The organism is Pleurocapsa sp. PCC 7327 (genome assembly GCF_000317025.1).
Classification (GTDB): Bacteria; Cyanobacteriota; Cyanobacteriia; order Cyanobacteriales; family Microcystaceae; genus Hydrococcus.
Window position 1 is genome coordinate 708143 of record NC_019689.1, and the last position, 15732, is coordinate 723874.

Annotated in this window: 15 protein-coding genes and 1 pseudogene; 9 read left to right on the forward strand and 7 right to left on the reverse strand. The window is 44.6% G+C overall.

What is annotated here, in order from left to right:
- The first annotated feature begins 1 nt into the window (after position 1).
- From PLE7327_RS03105 to rdgB, 3 genes are all read left to right on the forward strand, one after another.
- Complete coding sequence (locus PLE7327_RS03105) at positions 2-325, forward strand: hypothetical protein (RefSeq protein WP_015142404.1); 324 nt, start codon at positions 2-4, stop codon at positions 323-325.
- Positions 326-408: 83 nt separating this feature from the next.
- Complete coding sequence (locus PLE7327_RS03110; RefSeq protein WP_015142405.1) at positions 409-1854, forward strand: phosphoglucomutase/phosphomannomutase family protein; 1446 nt, start codon at positions 409-411, stop codon at positions 1852-1854.
- 1 nt (position 1855) lies between these two features.
- On the forward strand, positions 1856-2437 hold the full coding sequence (gene rdgB / locus PLE7327_RS03115; RefSeq protein ID WP_015142406.1) for an RdgB/HAM1 family non-canonical purine NTP pyrophosphatase: 582 nt from the start codon (positions 1856-1858) through the stop codon (positions 2435-2437).
- Positions 2438-2476: 39 nt separating this feature from the next.
- Here rdgB and PLE7327_RS03120 read toward each other — a convergent pair whose 3' ends face one another.
- Together PLE7327_RS03120 and PLE7327_RS03125 are read right to left on the reverse strand one after the other, a co-directional pair.
- Positions 2477-2815, reverse strand: coding sequence for a P-II family nitrogen regulator (locus tag PLE7327_RS03120; protein ID WP_015142407.1), 339 nt, complete (start codon positions 2813-2815; stop codon positions 2477-2479).
- Positions 2816-2931: 116 nt separating this feature from the next.
- A complete protein-coding gene (locus PLE7327_RS03125) occupies positions 2932-3360 on the reverse strand; it encodes a thioesterase family protein (protein WP_015142408.1) in 429 nt (142 codons plus the stop codon).
- Between the two features lie 99 nt (positions 3361-3459).
- On the opposite strand from PLE7327_RS03125, the gene PLE7327_RS03130 reads away from it, so the two are divergent.
- Entirely contained in the window at positions 3460-4221 is a 762-nt protein-coding gene (locus PLE7327_RS03130) for an ABC transporter ATP-binding protein (protein ID WP_015142409.1), read from the forward strand.
- Positions 4222-4251: 30 nt separating this feature from the next.
- Positions 4252-5289, forward strand: a complete 1038-nt coding sequence (locus PLE7327_RS03135) for an NADP(H)-dependent aldo-keto reductase (protein WP_015142410.1) — start codon at positions 4252-4254, stop codon at positions 5287-5289.
- Here the strand turns inward: PLE7327_RS03135 and PLE7327_RS03140 are convergent.
- A pseudogene (locus PLE7327_RS03140) lies at positions 5279-6463 on the reverse strand (anion transporter). The gene PLE7327_RS03135 and the pseudogene PLE7327_RS03140 sit on opposite strands and share 11 nt — an antisense overlap.
- Before the next feature lie 602 nt (positions 6464-7065).
- Between PLE7327_RS03140 and PLE7327_RS03145 the strand changes: the two are divergent.
- From PLE7327_RS03145 to PLE7327_RS03160, 4 genes are all read left to right on the forward strand, one after another.
- On the forward strand, positions 7066-9486 hold the full coding sequence (locus PLE7327_RS03145; protein WP_015142411.1) for a sucrose synthase: 2421 nt from the start codon (positions 7066-7068) through the stop codon (positions 9484-9486).
- Positions 9487-9564: 78 nt separating this feature from the next.
- Positions 9565-10488, forward strand: a complete 924-nt coding sequence (locus PLE7327_RS03150; RefSeq protein ID WP_371265290.1) for an RluA family pseudouridine synthase — start codon at positions 9565-9567, stop codon at positions 10486-10488.
- A gap of 275 nt (positions 10489-10763) precedes the next feature.
- Positions 10764-12050, forward strand: a complete 1287-nt coding sequence (locus tag PLE7327_RS03155) for a serine hydrolase (RefSeq protein WP_254658077.1) — start codon at positions 10764-10766, stop codon at positions 12048-12050.
- Between the two features lie 129 nt (positions 12051-12179).
- Complete coding sequence (locus tag PLE7327_RS03160; RefSeq protein WP_015142415.1) at positions 12180-12404, forward strand: hypothetical protein; 225 nt, start codon at positions 12180-12182, stop codon at positions 12402-12404.
- Positions 12405-12416: 12 nt separating this feature from the next.
- Here the strand turns inward: PLE7327_RS03160 and PLE7327_RS03165 are convergent, their stop codons facing one another.
- From PLE7327_RS03165 to uvrC, 4 genes are all read right to left on the reverse strand, one after another.
- Positions 12417-13097 carry a hypothetical protein gene (locus tag PLE7327_RS03165; protein WP_015142416.1) on the reverse strand — a complete coding sequence of 227 codons (681 nt, stop codon included), beginning with the start codon at positions 13095-13097 and terminating at the stop codon, positions 12417-12419.
- A gap of 91 nt (positions 13098-13188) precedes the next feature.
- Positions 13189-13467 carry a hypothetical protein gene (locus PLE7327_RS03170; protein WP_015142417.1) on the reverse strand — a complete coding sequence of 93 codons (279 nt, stop codon included), beginning with the start codon at positions 13465-13467 and terminating at the stop codon, positions 13189-13191.
- Complete coding sequence (locus tag PLE7327_RS03175; RefSeq protein ID WP_015142418.1) at positions 13454-13717, reverse strand: hypothetical protein; 264 nt, start codon at positions 13715-13717, stop codon at positions 13454-13456. Before PLE7327_RS03175 ends, PLE7327_RS03170 begins: the two co-directional genes overlap by 14 nt.
- 63 nt (positions 13718-13780) lie before the next feature.
- The gene (uvrC, locus tag PLE7327_RS03180; protein ID WP_015142419.1) at positions 13781-15688 is read right to left on the reverse strand and encodes an excinuclease ABC subunit UvrC; all 1908 of its coding nucleotides are present in this window, start codon (positions 15686-15688) and stop codon (positions 13781-13783) included.
- Between the last annotated feature and the right edge of the window lie 44 nt (positions 15689-15732).

Below are 15732 nucleotides of genomic sequence, written 5' to 3' on the forward strand. Positions count from 1 at the left end.
GATGAACATTCATCCAGATTGGGATAGCAGCCAGCTAGAAGAATCGTTACAAGAGATTTCGACGACAGTATGGGCTATCGGGAAACAATGCCAAGGAGACAGTCATTGCCTGCTGACTTTGCTGCGCGCTCTAGAGTGCTTGCATCGAGATATTCGAGAACAATTATTCGAGCCGTCGTTACCTAATACTCGTAATGCTCTCTCCAACTTGCTCAGAGAAATTGAGGAAACCGGGGGATGGCCTTATATCGAGCGAATGAGACTGCAAGCTTTACTCAAAAAATTGGCTGCGGACGAAGATCCCCAAAAGCGCGAACAGCCATAATCGAGTTTCACGCGCAAAACGAGTTTTCAAAACGAACTCGAACGGCTAATCTGGGAGAAGATAAGAGTTTGCAAGCGAGTTTCATGCCTTTTACCGTCAACCCGATTAAATTTGGTACCGATGGCTGGCGAGGCGTTATCGCCGCCGATTTTACCTTCGAGCGGGTGTGGATGTTAGCCCCGCTAGCCGCTAAGGTTTTAGCCGATAACTATGGAACGGCAACGGGCGATCGCCGCATTATCGTGGGTTACGATCGCCGCTTCATGGCAGAAGATTTTGCCAAAGCAGCAGCCGAATCCATTCGAGAAGCGGGTTTCGATGTCTTGCTGTCCCAGTCTTACGCCCCGACACCCGCTTTCAGTTGGGCAGCCAAAACCCAAAATGCCTTGGGAGCGATCGTTCTGACTGCCAGCCACAATCCAGCGAAATATCTCGGATTGAAGGTAAAAGGAGCCTTTGGCGGTTCGGTATCTCCGGAAGTGACGCAGCAAATCGAAGCTTTGCTGTCCCAAAATGTCTCCCATGGGAGACAAATGGGGAGTTTAACCTCATTCGATCCCTGGTCGAGTTACTGCGACGGGTTGCGGGCTAAGGTCAAGATTGACGCAATCAAAGACGCGATCGCGTCTGGGAAACTCAAGGTCTTTGCTGATGTCATGCACGGTGCGGCAGCCTCTGGATTGGGTCGCTTGCTCGACTGTCCGATCGCGGAAATTAATGGCGATCGCGATCCTTTATTTGAAGGCGGCGCGCCAGAACCCTTACCGCGTTATATTCCTAAGTTATTTGAAGCGATTAAAAGCGATGCCCGTCAAGGGGGAGATTGCATTCGGGTTGGATTGGTTTTCGATGGCGATAGCGATCGCGTAGCGGCAGTAGACGGGCAAGGAAATTTTCTCAGTTCCCAAGTCTTGATTCCCATTCTGATCGAACACCTCGCCGATCGCAAAGGCATGACGGGAGAAATCGTTAAAACGGTCAGCGGTTCCGACCTGATTCCGCGTTTGGCAAAACTTTACAACCTGCCCGTCTTTGAAACGCCGATCGGTTATAAATACATCGCCGATCGCATGCTAAGCGCTCAAGTTCTCATCGGCGGGGAAGAGTCGGGGGGAATTGGCTATGGAACTCATATTCCCGAACGCGATGCCCTCCTATCGGCACTTTACGTTCTCGAAGCCGCGATCGAGTCGGGACAAGATTTAAGCGCTATCTACGTTCGACTGCAAGAAAAAACCGGATTTACCTCTGCCTACGATCGCATCGATCTGCCCCTAGCCAGTATGGAAGTACGAGACAAGTTACTCCAACGCCTAGAAAGCCAACCGCTCAAAGAAGTTGCCGGACAAGCGGTTGTCGATTGCCTGACGATGGACGGCTATAAATTCCGCCTCGCCGACGGCAGTTGGTTGCTGATTCGCTTTAGCGGCACCGAACCCGTTTTGCGTCTCTACTGCGAAGCGCCCACAGCGACGCAGGTTCGTCAAACCTTGAATTGGGCAAAAAATTGGGCAACTCAATTTGACTAAAATGAGAAAATTGGTCGTAGCCACTGGAAACCCCGGCAAACTGCGAGAAATACGAGAATATCTGACGGGCTTTGATTGGGAATTACAGTTAAAACCCGACGATCTCGATATAGAAGAAACAGGCGACACTTTTATTGCCAATGCTTGTCTCAAAGCCTCCCAGGTAGCCAGAGCAGTAGGAGAATGGGCGATCGCCGACGATTCTGGATTGGAAGTAGAAGCGCTTGGGGGAGCGCCGGGTATTTATTCGGCTCGTTATGGGAAGACAGACCGAGAACGAATCGAAAGACTCTTAAAAGAGCTAGGAGATAGCGAAAATCGACGCGCTCAATTCGTCTGTGCCGTCGCGATCGCACGTCGGGATGGTTCGATTGCCGCCTTCGTCGAAGGGATTTGCCCAGGAGAAATCCTCCGCGAGCCTCGCGGTATGGGGGGCTTCGGCTACGATCCCATCTTTTACGTGCCCCAACAACAACAAACTTTTGCCCAGATGCAACCAGAAGTCAAGCGAAAATTCAGCCATCGCGGTCGAGCTTTTGAAAAATTACTGCCTAAGTTGCGAGAAATAGAGAGTGAAGTATGAAGTATGAAGTCAGCCTTCATCCTTCATCCTTCATTGCTGCTAAATGGCTTCCAAGTCTTTTTCGCCAGTGCGAATGCGGATAATTTGCTCGACGGGAGAGACAAATATTTTGCCATCGCCGATTTCTCCGGTTCGTGCAGCCGAGATCAGTTTATCGACGACCAAATCGACTTGGTTATCTTCGACAACAATTTCTATCTTTAGTTTCTGGAGAAACTCAACGGTATACTCCGAACCGCGATAGCGTTCTGTTTGACCTTTCTGGCGACCGAATCCCCGAACTTCAGACACTGTCATGCCCACGATGCCAGCATTGACCAGGGCAATCTTGACTTCATCTAATTTAAAGGGTCGGATAATAGCTTCTATTTTTTTCAAGGTCTCAACTCCTAATTCAACTCTTCTATTGGTTTATTTATACGGCGAGCCTGCCACTTTACGATCGCTTCCAAGGTGGAAATTTTTGTGAAGCTTGCTAAGGTATGCCCAAACGTTTATCGATCTCCGGGCAAAGGTGGCTCTAGTGCTAGCCATCGAACCATAGATTCGGGGAGGGGGATTCTGCGTCGCGCGATGGGATCGATACAGACGTGTTTGGTTTTTGCCTTTGCCAAACATTCTGCCCGACAGGAGCGACTGTGAATCAGATAGTCAATCTCAAACTCGTTCTCTTGCAACTGCCGGGAGAACAAATGTATCGCCAATCGATCCCCGCAAAAAATCGGACGCAAAAAATCTACCGAGCCATGAACGATGGGAATGACCGTCGAAGAATTGTCAAAAAATGTCCTAAGATCGATACTAACTGTCTCTAGAGAAGCTTCATAGGCTTCGTGGCAAATTGATAGCAACTGGGCAAAATAAATAACCCCAGCGGCATCGGTATCCGATAAACGAATTGTTCGATAATAAGTAAAGCGCATGTTGTAGTCATGTCATAACCAAGTTGCGATCGCGATCGCAACAGCCATCGTTGATAGAGGTTAATCTTGCGTTATATTCTGCCAGATTTGCCACAATAGATGTGTACTGTAGCTAGTTTTCGACTCTTGTCTTCTATTCGCACTCAGCTCGATTCGTCGGTCGATCGCGATCGCATAGACACCCGGTCTGCGATCGCAATTGCTTGTCACGGCATAGAAATGACTTTCCAATCCGGCAAGCAGTCTTACCAAGCTCTCAAGGGGATCGATCTAGAAGTCAACAGCGGTACGATTCAACTTCTCATGGGACCTTCGGGTTCTGGAAAAACCACTTTGCTTTCTATTTTGGCAGGGCTGCTAACGCCCAGCAAAGGCAAAGTGAACTTGCTAGGACAAGACATTACGGCAATGTCTCGCTCCGAGCTAGCTAAGTTTCGCTTGCACAATATCGGCTTCATTTTCCAGAAATTTAACCTTTTCCCCGCTCTAACCGCCGCAGAGAACGTCGAAATCATTCTGAAAATGAAGGGCATGAGCGATAAAATGGCAAAAAAAGAAACCAAACACTTACTAGCAACCGTGGGATTGGGAGATAAGACCGACTTGCTTCCTCGCGATTTGTCTGGAGGACAGCAACAGCGTGTCGCTATTGCTAGAGCCTTAGCAGGTAACCCCAAACTGATTATGGCAGACGAACCGACAGCCGCCCTAGACTCCTATAACGGGCATGCCGTCATAGAATTACTCGCTCGATTAGCCAAGCAAGAAGGCTGTACGGTTGTCATGGTAACTCACGATCCTCGTATTGTGGATGTCGCCGATCGCGTGGCGTATCTAGAAGACGGTATTTTAAAAATCTGAAGGACAGAATACTGAATCCTAAAAGAGCCAATGAAGTATAGCCAACTGGGAGATAGCGATTTATTCGTCTCGGAAATTTGTCTGGGGACAATGACATTCGGAGAGCAAAATACGCTCGAAGATGCCCGACAACAGCTAGACTACGCCGTTTCTGCGGGAATTAACTTCATTGATAGCGCAGAAATGTATCCAGTCCCAGCGAAGGCAGAAACTCAAGGAAAAACGGAGGAATATATTGGGGAATGGCTGGTTAAGCAGCAGCGAGACAAGCTAATTATCGCCACTAAGGTAGCGGGTCCCAATTCTCGCTTAACTTGGCTTCGAGGCGGAAACAACCGCATCGATCGCGCTAACGTAAATCAAGCCGTAGAAGATAGTCTCAAGCGCTTGCAAACGGACTATATCGATCTCTATCAAATCCATTGGCCCGACCGCTACGTTCCTCTATTTGGCGCCCCCGATTACGATCCGACTCAGGAAAGAGAAAGTACGCCTATTGCAGAACAGTTAGAAATATTTGCTGACCTTATCAAAGCAGGTAAAATTCGCTATCTAGGATTGAGTAACGAAACGCCTTGGGGAGTCTGCGAATTTTGTCATCTCGCTCAAAAATTAGGATTGCCAAAAGTCGTCTCGATTCAAAATGCTTTTAGTCTGGTCAATCGAGTTTTTCAGATTAATTTAGCCGAAGCTTGTCGCTTTAATAATATCGGTTTGTTGGCTTATAGTCCGCTAGCATTTGGTTTATTGACGGGGAAATATCTCGACCGAATCCCAGAAAATTCTCGACTGAATTTATTTAAAGGGTTTGGCATTCGCTACGAGAAACCGAATCTTACCGAAGCAGTAACAGCTTATGTAGAAATTGCCAAGAAATATGGACTGTCTCCTGCTAAAATGGCGTTGGCTTTTGTGCGATCGCATTGGTTTGTCACCAGTACAATTATTGGTGCGACGACAATGGAACAACTCAAGGAAAATTTGAGTAGCATCGAGGTGGAATTAGATAAGGATATCTTGGCAGAAATCGATGCAGTTCACGTTCGCTATCCCAATCCTACACCTTAGTTTGCATAAAGCAAGCGATCGCAGTCAGGGGCAACCCAAAACGCAAATGTTCTTTGAAAGAGAGATGATAGCCCATAGAAGCTGCTGCCTCTGACACAATGAGGTTAGCAACCGAACCAAACAAGGTCAAATTTCCCGCTAAAGTCGATCCAGCCGACAGCAATAACCAGGAGGAAAGATCGTTTTTTTCGATTATTGGTGCCAGTACTAAGACAGCAGGCACATTAGAGATTAAATTCGATAGCATCGCCGTCACTCCCAGCAGTTTTGCAGGCGTATTGGCTAGCGGAGTCACTAACTCTAACCAGCCCAGAGTTTGGGTGGCATGGGTGAGAATAAACAAACCAGAAAACATTACCAGCAAGTTCCAGTCTACTTGTCGAAGCACTTTTTCAGGTTTTACTCGACGGGTGATTAACAATAAGGCTGCTGCTGTCAGTGCTGCTTTTCCCATGGGAACGCCTGCGGTAAAGGCGATTAATAATCCGAGGGTAATGACTAGCGTTTTTTTGAGTAAAGGTCTCAAGAGTCGGAAGCGAAGCTGAGGCAGATATAGAGAAGGTTGGCGCGATCGCACTTCGGGATATAGCAGGCATAATAAACCGATTTGTAAGGCTAAACTGAAAATAGCAATGGGAGCTAAGGCAAGGGAAAATTCTAGGTAGCCAATCGGAGCAAAAGAACCAATGAGAATATTTTGAGGGTTGCCGCTCAAAGTCGCAACCGAGCCAGAATTAGTTGCTCCGGCGAGTGCGAGTAAATAAGGGATAGGATTGAATTATAGCGCTTGCGCAAGCTTCAAAATTAGGGGAGTCAATAGAAGAGCGATCGTATCGTTGAGAAAAAATGCCGACAGCACTCCAGTTCCAAAGGTCAAAACGCAAAGTAAGCCAAAAGGACTCGATGTCAGACGAATCAAAGAAAGCAGGGTTAATTGAAAGAAGCCAGCATAGGAAAGGTTGGCATTGACTACCATCATGCTGAGAAGGAAAACGATAGTATTGGAGTCGATCGCTTCCCACGCTTGCGGTAGCGAAATAACGCCCAGAGCAACTAGAAAAGCTGCCCCAACTAGAGCAATAGTAGCTCGATTCATCCGCAGTCCCGGCAGTCGTCCCAACGCCAAACCCAGGTAGGCGAAAGCCAAGACGGCGTCTTTCGCGATTTGCCAAATAATTTCCAAATTGCGATCGCCTTACTAGCTAATTCCTAAAATCCTTCTGTCGATCATAAAAAAATCAATTTTACTGACAATTATTGAGCAGCTAATCCCTTTAAGCTTAAAATGCGTTATTTTTTCTTCCGGAAAAATACTGTGAATTTGTCTTGTTTTCTCAACTCTCACTCGGAAATTTATCTATCTATAGAGAAAACGAAAAGAATATGACTGACAGACGCTTTAAACTAAAATAGTAAAAACAGAGATTTACTGAATAATCTCGCCAAAAGCTCGGCTTAATAAGCCAAGCTCGGCAATTAACTCATCGTGGCTTAATGGGATTGATTATTGCTAGGATAATCGAGGCAATCAGACAGGCAAAAAACATTGTCAGGAGGCGATGCTCCTGTCAAACAGTTCGTCGCAGAACCTAAAATAAAGCCTTACTTAGCAGAAGAATTTAGAATTGTGGATTTTAGATTAAATTTTCGGAGATTGTGACCGTTTCCTTCTAAAAATTAATTTATACGAAGTTTATCTTTCCTTTTGAGAGGTCAGTCCAACCTCTAATTAAAAATTTATTAAAGGCGTAAACAATTGGCGTTTAGGGAACTTTCATGTCCAACTTAATCGAGACGATACTCAACTCAGATGAAAAAATTGAATTATGGCAGTTTCTGGAGGAATTACGAAAGTCAGAAAAGCGATATTTATTGCGTAATGACATTCAAAATGCCTTTGAAAACTACTGTAAACTCCATGAAAAATCGGATGGCTTTTATCATACCTCTCTGGTGAGTAAATTAGTTTATTATACTCAGGAAATTATTTTAGAAGAAGAAAGTCTTTGTTTAGTCTATCGACCGAAAATTGCCAGACATGAATTTTACCGAATCTATGACGGCTTGACCATCGAACCCCTAACGATTCAGCAATTATTAGACATACGCGATCGCTTTGTCAATCATTATCATCCCGAAGAAGGAGACGTATTTGAAATCGATTTCGGACCTTTCTACGATTATTCTCCCATCGTTCGCGATCCGAAAAATATTGGCAGAGGCGTACAGTTTCTCAACCGCTTTCTCTCCAGCCAACTCTTTCAAAATCCCCAGCAAGGATTAGACGCACTATTTCGCTTTCTCAGCCTCCATAGCTATAACGGTCATACCTTATTAATTAACGGACGAATTAAAAACTCACAACAACTCTCCGAACAAGTCAAAGATGCCATATCATTTGTCAGCGAACTGCCAGAAAATCAACCCTATGAGGAATTTCGCTTTGAATTACAGTCGATGGGATTTGAACCAGGATGGGGAAATACGGCAGGTCGCGTCAAGGAAACTTTAGAAATTCTCGATCGACTGATAGATTTACCCGACCCCGAAGTCATGGAAGCTTTCCTCTCCCGCATCCCCATGATCTTCCGCATTGTTTTAGTCTCCGTTCACGGTTGGTTCGGACAGGAGGGGGTTTTAGGTCGTCCCGATACGGGGGGTCAGGTCGTCTACGTTTTAGACCAAGCGAGAAGTTTAGAACAACGGCTTCAAGAAGATATTACGCTTGCTGGGTTGGATAGTTTAGAAGTTCAGCCACAAGTCATGATTCTCAGCCGTTTAATTCCTAATAGCGACGGAACGCGGTGTAACGAACGTCTGGAGAAAGTTCACGGCACTGAGAATGCTTGGATTTTGCGCGTACCTTTTCGAGATTTTAATCCTAATGTCACGCAAAACTGGATCTCTCGCTTTGAAATTTGGCCCTATTTAGAAACGTTTGCTATTGATGCGCAAAAAGAACTTTATGCCGAACTTAGAGGCAAACCCGATCTCATTATCGGCAACTATTCCGATGGCAATTTAGTTGCCTTTCTACTAGCACGTCGCTTAAATGTTACCCAATTTAATGTCGCTCATGCTCTAGAAAAATCTAAATACTTGTTCAGCAACCTGTACTGGCAAGATTTGGAAAATACCTATCATTTTTCTCTCCAGTTTACTGCCGATCTCATTGCTATGAATGCTGCTAATTGCATTATCAGCAGTACCTATCAAGAGATAGTCGGCAGACCGGATAGCGTAGGACAATACGAATCCTATGAAACTTTTACCATGCCAGACCTGTTTCATGTAGTCAAAGGAATCGAACTTTTTTCGCCTAAGTTTAATGTGGTTCCGCCAGGGGTGAATGAAAACGTTTATTTTCCCTATACTCGTACTGAAGATCGAGTTCCAAGCAAGAGCGAACAATTAGAAGATTTACTTTTTACGCGCGAAGAGCCCACTCAGGTTTTTGGTAAATTAGACGATCCAAATAAGCGTCCTATTTTCTCGATGGCACGTCTCGATCGCATCAAAAATTTGACGGGATTAGCAGAAGCTTTCGGTCTTTCTGAAGAATTACAAGAGCATTGTAATTTAATTTTAGTGGCGGGAAAATTATCAGTTTCTGAATCGACAGATAGCGAAGAACGAGAAGAAATTGAAAAGCTTTATCGCCTTATCGACCAGTATAATTTGTATGGAAAAATTCGTTGGTTGGGCGTTCGCTTGCCAAAAAGTGATTCAGGAGAAATTTATCGAGTTATCGCTGACCGCCAAGGAATTTTCGTCCAACCTGCCCTATTTGAAGCATTCGGTTTGACGATTTTAGAAGCAATGATTTCTGGATTGCCAACCTTTGCCACTCAATTTGGAGGTCCTTTGGAGATCATTCAAGATAAGGTTAATGGGTTTTATATCAATCCAACGAACTTAGAAGAAACTGCCAAGAAAATTCTTGAATTTGTTTGCAAATGCGAAGGAAATTCTAACTATTGGTTAGAAATTTCTAACCGAGCGATTGCCAGGGTTTATAGCACTTATACCTGGAAAATTCACACGACAAAACTGCTTTCTTTGGCACGAATTTACGGCTTTTGGAACTTCACTTCCAAGGAAAACCGAGAGGATATGTTGCGCTATATCGAAGCGTTATTTTACCTGATTTATAAACCGCGAGCCAAGCAAGTTTTAGAGTTGCACATGCAGCGATAAGAGCCTAATTTAGATTAGGATAATTCTGGGAGAAAATCGTACTGGCTACCAACCTAGTTCAATAGCGTTTCTGTGACCATTAATTTACAAGTAGAAAATTATGGCGATCGCTTGGATAGTTATTTGTCCCAACGATTGCCCGAACTCTCTCGTTCGCGCCTGCAAAAGTTGATCGAACAGGGAAACGTCCAGTTAAACGGTCAAATCTGTACCGCCAAAAAAACTGCGGTACGAGAGGGCGATCGCCTACAGATTACCATCCCGCCAACTCAACCGCTAGACCTGCAACCCGAAGAAATTCCTCTCGATATCCTCTACGAAGACGACTATCTAATTATCATTAACAAGCCTGCCGATCTAGTAGTGCATCCGGCACCCGGTCACGAAAACGGAACTCTCGTCAACGCGCTATTATCTCACTGTCCAAACTTAGCCGGAATTGGCGGCGTTAGCCGTCCGGGAATCGTCCACCGACTCGATAAAGATACCACGGGAGCGCTCGTTATTGCGAAAACCGAATTTGCTCACCAAAACCTGCAAGCGCAACTCAAAGCGAAAACTGCCAGAAGAGAATATTTGGGGATTGTCTACGGGGTTCCTAAAACGGAGAGTGGAATCATTAACCTTCCCATCGGCCGCCATCGGGTCGATCGCAAGAAAATGGCAGTCGTTCCCGTTGAAAAAGGAGGAAGAGAAGCGATTACCCACTGGCAAATTTTAGAAAGACTCGGCAACTATACGTTAATGCAGTTTCGCCTAGAAACGGGCCGAACCCATCAAATTCGCGTTCATAGTTCTCAGATGGGTCATCCCATCGTCGGCGATCCGCTATACAGTTCCGGTCGTTTTGGGGGAATCAATCTATCCGGTCAAGTCCTTCATGCCTGGAAGCTTACCTTAAATCATCCCATGTCCGGAGAAACCATTGAAGCGATCGCGCCTCTGCCCGCAACCTTTATCAAGCTTTTAGAAATTTTGCGCAAGCGACAGGGAACTTTTTAAGGAAAGAATTCGGAATTCAGAAGTCGGAAGTCGAAGTTAATAACTAAAAAAGGGGAACAGAAAATTCTCGCTCGCGTCTACATGAACTGGTTTACCAGTTCTCTGTTTTGGCGTTGCACGCAGCAAACAAGCTTTTAGAAATTGGCGAATTGTCCTTTGCTGCAGGTCTACTCGTAAGGTAAAATTTTTCTCGGTCTGTACAGCATCTCCAAACAGAAGTAGCATCTTACTCCCCTGCAACTGGTCAAAAAAATGATAGGAGAGGAATAGCGCTAGTGTCTCGCCGATTAAGTCAAAATAATATCTCTAGGCTGACGAGAAGATCGTCTCCTCGGACTCCATCGACTCAACCATCTACTTCTCCTAGTTCGAGTCACGCAAGAGTCCCCAGAAAAACTCTCTCGTCGCGTTCTCAACCCGATCGCCCAGATAAAAAAACTACTGTAGTTGTTTCTGGGAAGCGTAGAAACGGTGAAAAAAGCTCTCGCATTCGTCAAAGAAGGCAATTTTCAAATCCTTTCGCTACATTGCTGCTGTATACGCTCCGTTTATCGATTATGGGCATTGGCATCAGCGCGATCGCGGGGACGGTCTTAACCGTCATCAGACCGACTCAATTTCCCGGAGCTAATTTTCACGAAAGAGGAGGCTTTGCCGTTGCACGTAGGAGTATGTCTGACAATTCTCAAGGGATTTTTACTCAAGCGTCTGCCTCTTCTTTATCTCTGACGCGAGAATTATTGCCTTTGAAAGCTAAACTAGAGGCTTTAGCTGCAAAATATCCAAAGTTACAACCAGGGGTATTTTTTGTAGATTTGGATAGTGGGAATTATGTGAATGTACGGGGAGAGCAGGGATTTTCTGCGGCTAGTACCATTAAAATTCCCATTCTGATTGCTTTCTTCCAAGATGTAGATGCAGGCAAAGCGCGCCTGGATGAAATGCTGACCATGAAGAAAGAATTGATCGGTGGCGGTTCCGGCGATCTGCAATACCAGCAACCCGGAAAACAATTCTCCGCCCTAGAGACAGCCAGAAAAATGATTGTTATTAGCGACAATACCGCTACAAATATGATAATCGAGCGTTTGGGAGGAATAAAAGCGCTCAATCAGCGCTTTCAAGACTGGGGTCTAACCTCGACAGCCATTCACAACTCGCTTCCCGATTTAGAAGGGACAAATACAACCAGTCCGAGAGATTTGGCGCATTTGCTGGCGATGGTGAATCGCGGAGAATTGGTATCGCTGAAGTCGCGCGATCGCCTTCTTGGTATTATGCAAGAAACTCAAAATAGAAATCTGCTGCCTCAAGGCTTAGAAAAAGATGCTACGATTGCCCACAAAACGGGCGATATTGGTTCGGTGTTGGGCGATGCGGGAATCGTAGATATGCCCAGCGGGAAGCGTTACATCGCTTCTATTTTAGTAAAGCGCCCTCACAACGATGGGAATGCCAAAAAGCTCATTCAAGGCATTTCTCGGACAGCTTATCAACATTTTAAATGGTATAAGGCTCGCCCTGCTGCCAAACAGGAAGCGAAAAATCGCTCGAATACGTAAAATACCCAAATAGATCCGCAAAACTGCGGAGCGACAACAGTGCCACGGCTCGACTAATTACGCGATCGCCGCGATGATAGTTAATCGATCGGCTTGTTAATCTCTATGGCAGAGTTGAGGTTAACAGCTATGGAACTAGGATTCGCTCAAGAGAACAAACCAAGCATCTGCGATCGCAAAAAAGTTGTCGCGCGTCTTTCAGCACTTGGAATATTAACTGGACTTGCCATGGGATATTGGACGTTTGAGACGACAACCTCAACTAATCAACTGACCGATGCATGTTTTGCGTCTTATGGCAAGCAGGTAGGCGTTATTTCTTTTCATGCAATGAAAGCTTGCCTACTTCGTTAACGCGATCGCAAGTTAATTTCCGGCTGGTTGCTGAGTGCTAAGAATCGTTGCGAGACTCTTGTCTGGCAATGGAGGACGAAGACATAAATAAACTAATGCTCCCAATAAAGGAACGAGCGAAACTATCCAGAAAATTAGCAAATTTCCAATCTCTCTTCGGGCTAGATCGTCGTTTAATAGAGATGGAAATAATAAACAAAGAAAACAAAAATCCAAACTCATTACATGAATAAATCGACTGGTTTGCCACTGTCGAATAAAATCTTCCCAATTTCCTTGCGAAAATCCAAAGACAAGTAAAATAACTGTCCCTATGGTCAGTATTATTCCTGTAAAACGAGAGTCTAAAATTTTAATTAACCAGTCTTTTTGTCCCGAAAATTCTGGATTTGAGTTGCGGAGTGCTAAATAGGGCAAAATGGCAAAAGCACCAACACCAAAAGATCCCAGAACAAACGGAAATGCTTTAATTTTTTGTCCTCGTCCGTCGATAAAAAGTAGGCAGGCATAAATTAGAGGCAAGATTCCCATCAAGTTAAAAAGTGCAATAATTAGAGGATTAATTCCTTCCCACGCTCCCGTCGAGAGTTTGATAATCAGTTCAAAAGTATCCGGTTGGTTGGGGGGTGCAAGGAGAAATGCATAACCAATCAACCCAACCCATAGTCCCCAAAAGCTAATTTTTGCAAACATTGCTTGACAATTAATATAAGGTTTTCATCTTTTTTATAGATTTATCTGCCAATAGTCCTTGAAAAGCCTAAAAGAAAAACTAGCAACTCAACTATTCCTCAGAACCGGATACATCAATTTCTGCTTTTGTGGCGGCAAATCTCTCTCGCCAAGTTCCATGTTTTTTGAGGTAATTAGCAATCGATTGTTCATCAAAAACTTGTCTTGCTAAAGCCAAATATTCTTGCTTTTCTTCATTATTTAACCATTGATTACCATTAGCAGAGCGATGGGGATCTCCTCCAGATTCTAGGTATCGCTGTCGTGCTATTTTTGCTAGTTCTCCTATTCGTAAGGATTGTTGTTGTTTGATAGGATTAATCTCCGTCATAATTTTGAACCCACTCGATTGGATAAATTTCGCCCGTTTGTGTAATCACTGCTCTAGGTAAAGTCGTGCTTGACGTTTCAATATACCAGTTTCCTGTATCTGGATCGTATAGCTGATAAATAAGAAAACCCAAAGTTTCTAAGGCATTTATAATTAAATATGTTCGTTGCTTGGTCCCACAAGTTTTTAGTTTAGTTTTCAGGTCTAAATTGATTTGACATGGCTTAATTGCACTGAGTTCTGGTAGCATTGTTTCTCCTTAATAATTTATCGTCAATTTAAAGAGTAAATGAACAAAAATGTATTGTTTTTTTTAAGCAGGATGAAAATAGTTATAAATTTCCTGCGCTAACTGCTGACCGATTCCCGAAACCTCCATTAATTGTTTGACAGAAGCTTCGCGAATATAATCAACTGAATGGAAATGAGCCAACAGTTGTTTCTGGCGGTGAAAACCCAATCCGGGGATTTCATCCAAACGCGATCGCCTGCTTTTATTTAATCTTTGTTGGCGATGGAAACTAACAGCAAAGCGGTGCGCTTCATCTCTGACTCTTCTGAGTAATTGCACCCCTGGTTGTTCTGGATCGGTTGGTAAAGGTAAAGACTCTCCAGGAAGAAATATTTCTTCTTTTTGCTTGGCTAAACTGACTACTTTGACATCTTGTAGCAAGTTCATTTCTTGTAGTACCGCTACTACCGAAGAGAGTTGTCCTTTTCCGCCATCTATCATTACTAAATCAGGAAAATCTTCTGCATCTTCGATTGAATTTTCTCCTCCTTGATACTTGCGAAAACGGCGGCGGATGACTTCTGCTAGAGAAGCAAAATCATCGGAGTGACCGATTCTAACATTCGGATTTTTAATATTGTAATGACGATAGTATTGCTTGGCAGGAATGCCATCGATAAAAACAACCTGGGATGCGACGGCATTAGAACCCTGAATGTGAGAAATATCGTATCCTTCAATGCGTTTGGGAAAGTCAGGTAAATCGAGAATTTCTGCTAAGTCTTGTAGGGATTGCAAATTGCGATCGGCAAAGCGTTGAGTTCGTTCTAATTCGTATTTTGCATTGCGTTCCACCATCTCAATTAATTCTGCTTTCGTCTGTCTTTGGGGAACGATGATACTGACTTTACGACCCTTTCTTTCACTCAACCAATCTGCTAATATTTCAGCTTCGGGTAATTGGTATTGAACGAGAATTTCGCTGGGAATTTCCACCGGATCTGCCATTTGGTAACGATCTTCTAGCACTCGTTGTAAAATAGCGCCAGGAGTTTCCGATCGCGCATCGGCAAAAAATCCCAAACGACCCACCAATCGACCCGCACGAATTTGAAATAATTGAATGCAGCAGTGTCGATCGTCGCTAGCGAGTGCGATCGCGTCCCTAGAGATGGTATCGTCGGGTAGAGAAACTTTTTGATCGGCATTGAGTGCGCCTAATGCTTTGATGCGATCGCGAATTTCCGCAGCTAACTCAAAATTCATCGCTTGCGCTGCTTTCTCCATCTGAGATGTCAGCGTATCGATCAACTCTCCCGTCCGTCCCTGAAAAACCATGGCGACTTTTTGGACGGTTTGGCGATACTCTTGGGGTGTAATTAACTGCTGGCAAACGCCGGGACAGCGACCGATATCGTAGTTAAGGCAAGGACGGTCTTTAAATAAAGGTCGGGGACGCTGGCGTAGCGGAAAGATGCGCTTGATGGTATGTAAGGTATAGCGCAATAGGCGAGTATCGACATAGGGACCGTAATATTTATCTTTCTCGTTGTCGATGCGTCGCTTGCGCGTAATAAAGATGCGAGGATAATCTTCCGACCAGGTAATGCAGACATAGGGATAGCGTTTGTCATCCTTGAGCAGCACATTAAAGTAAGGTTGGTGCTGTTTGATTAAATTCGCTTCTAGCGCTAGCGATTCCGCTTCCGTATCGGTGACGATAAACTCGATGTCCGCAACCTGCTGCACCATCGTGGCGATGCGAGGACTGAGGGGTTGCGAGTCGCGGAAATAGGAACGAAGGCGCGATCGCAATTTCTTTGATTTGCCAATATAGAGAATATCCCCTTTTTGGTCGCGCATCAAATAAATTCCCGGTTCGGGGGGGATCTCTTTGAGGCGATTTTCTAGTCTTTCTTTGTCTTTAACTAGAGTTAGTGTCTCAGTCAAGGTTATTACTGTCGGATTGTAGCTAGCTACTACTATCATGATAAAGTTTCTGCATTCTCTCAACCATCTCACGCGCAGCGATT

Excerpts from the sequence above, each read along its gene's own strand:
- PLE7327_RS03105 (WP_015142404.1), top strand. The coding sequence starts at position 2 with ATGAACATTCATCCAGATTGGGATAGCAGCCAGCTAGAAGAATCGTTA.
- PLE7327_RS03110 (WP_015142405.1), top strand. The coding sequence starts at position 409 with ATGCCTTTTACCGTCAACCCGATTAAATTTGGTACCGATGGCTGGCGA.
- rdgB (WP_015142406.1), top strand. The coding sequence starts at position 1,856 with ATGAGAAAATTGGTCGTAGCCACTGGAAACCCCGGCAAACTGCGAGAA.
- PLE7327_RS03125 (WP_015142408.1), bottom strand. The coding sequence starts at position 3,360 with ATGCGCTTTACTTATTATCGAACAATTCGTTTATCGGATACCGATGCC.
- PLE7327_RS03130 (WP_015142409.1), top strand. The coding sequence starts at position 3,460 with ATGTGTACTGTAGCTAGTTTTCGACTCTTGTCTTCTATTCGCACTCAG.
- PLE7327_RS03135 (WP_015142410.1), top strand. The coding sequence starts at position 4,252 with ATGAAGTATAGCCAACTGGGAGATAGCGATTTATTCGTCTCGGAAATT.
- PLE7327_RS03145 (WP_015142411.1), top strand. The coding sequence starts at position 7,066 with ATGTCCAACTTAATCGAGACGATACTCAACTCAGATGAAAAAATTGAA.
- PLE7327_RS03160 (WP_015142415.1), top strand. The coding sequence starts at position 12,180 with ATGGAACTAGGATTCGCTCAAGAGAACAAACCAAGCATCTGCGATCGC.
- PLE7327_RS03165 (WP_015142416.1), bottom strand. The coding sequence starts at position 13,097 with ATGTTTGCAAAAATTAGCTTTTGGGGACTATGGGTTGGGTTGATTGGT.
- PLE7327_RS03170 (WP_015142417.1), bottom strand. The coding sequence starts at position 13,467 with ATGACGGAGATTAATCCTATCAAACAACAACAATCCTTACGAATAGGA.
- PLE7327_RS03175 (WP_015142418.1), bottom strand. The coding sequence starts at position 13,717 with ATGCTACCAGAACTCAGTGCAATTAAGCCATGTCAAATCAATTTAGAC.
- uvrC (WP_015142419.1), bottom strand. The coding sequence starts at position 15,688 with ATGATAGTAGTAGCTAGCTACAATCCGACAGTAATAACCTTGACTGAG.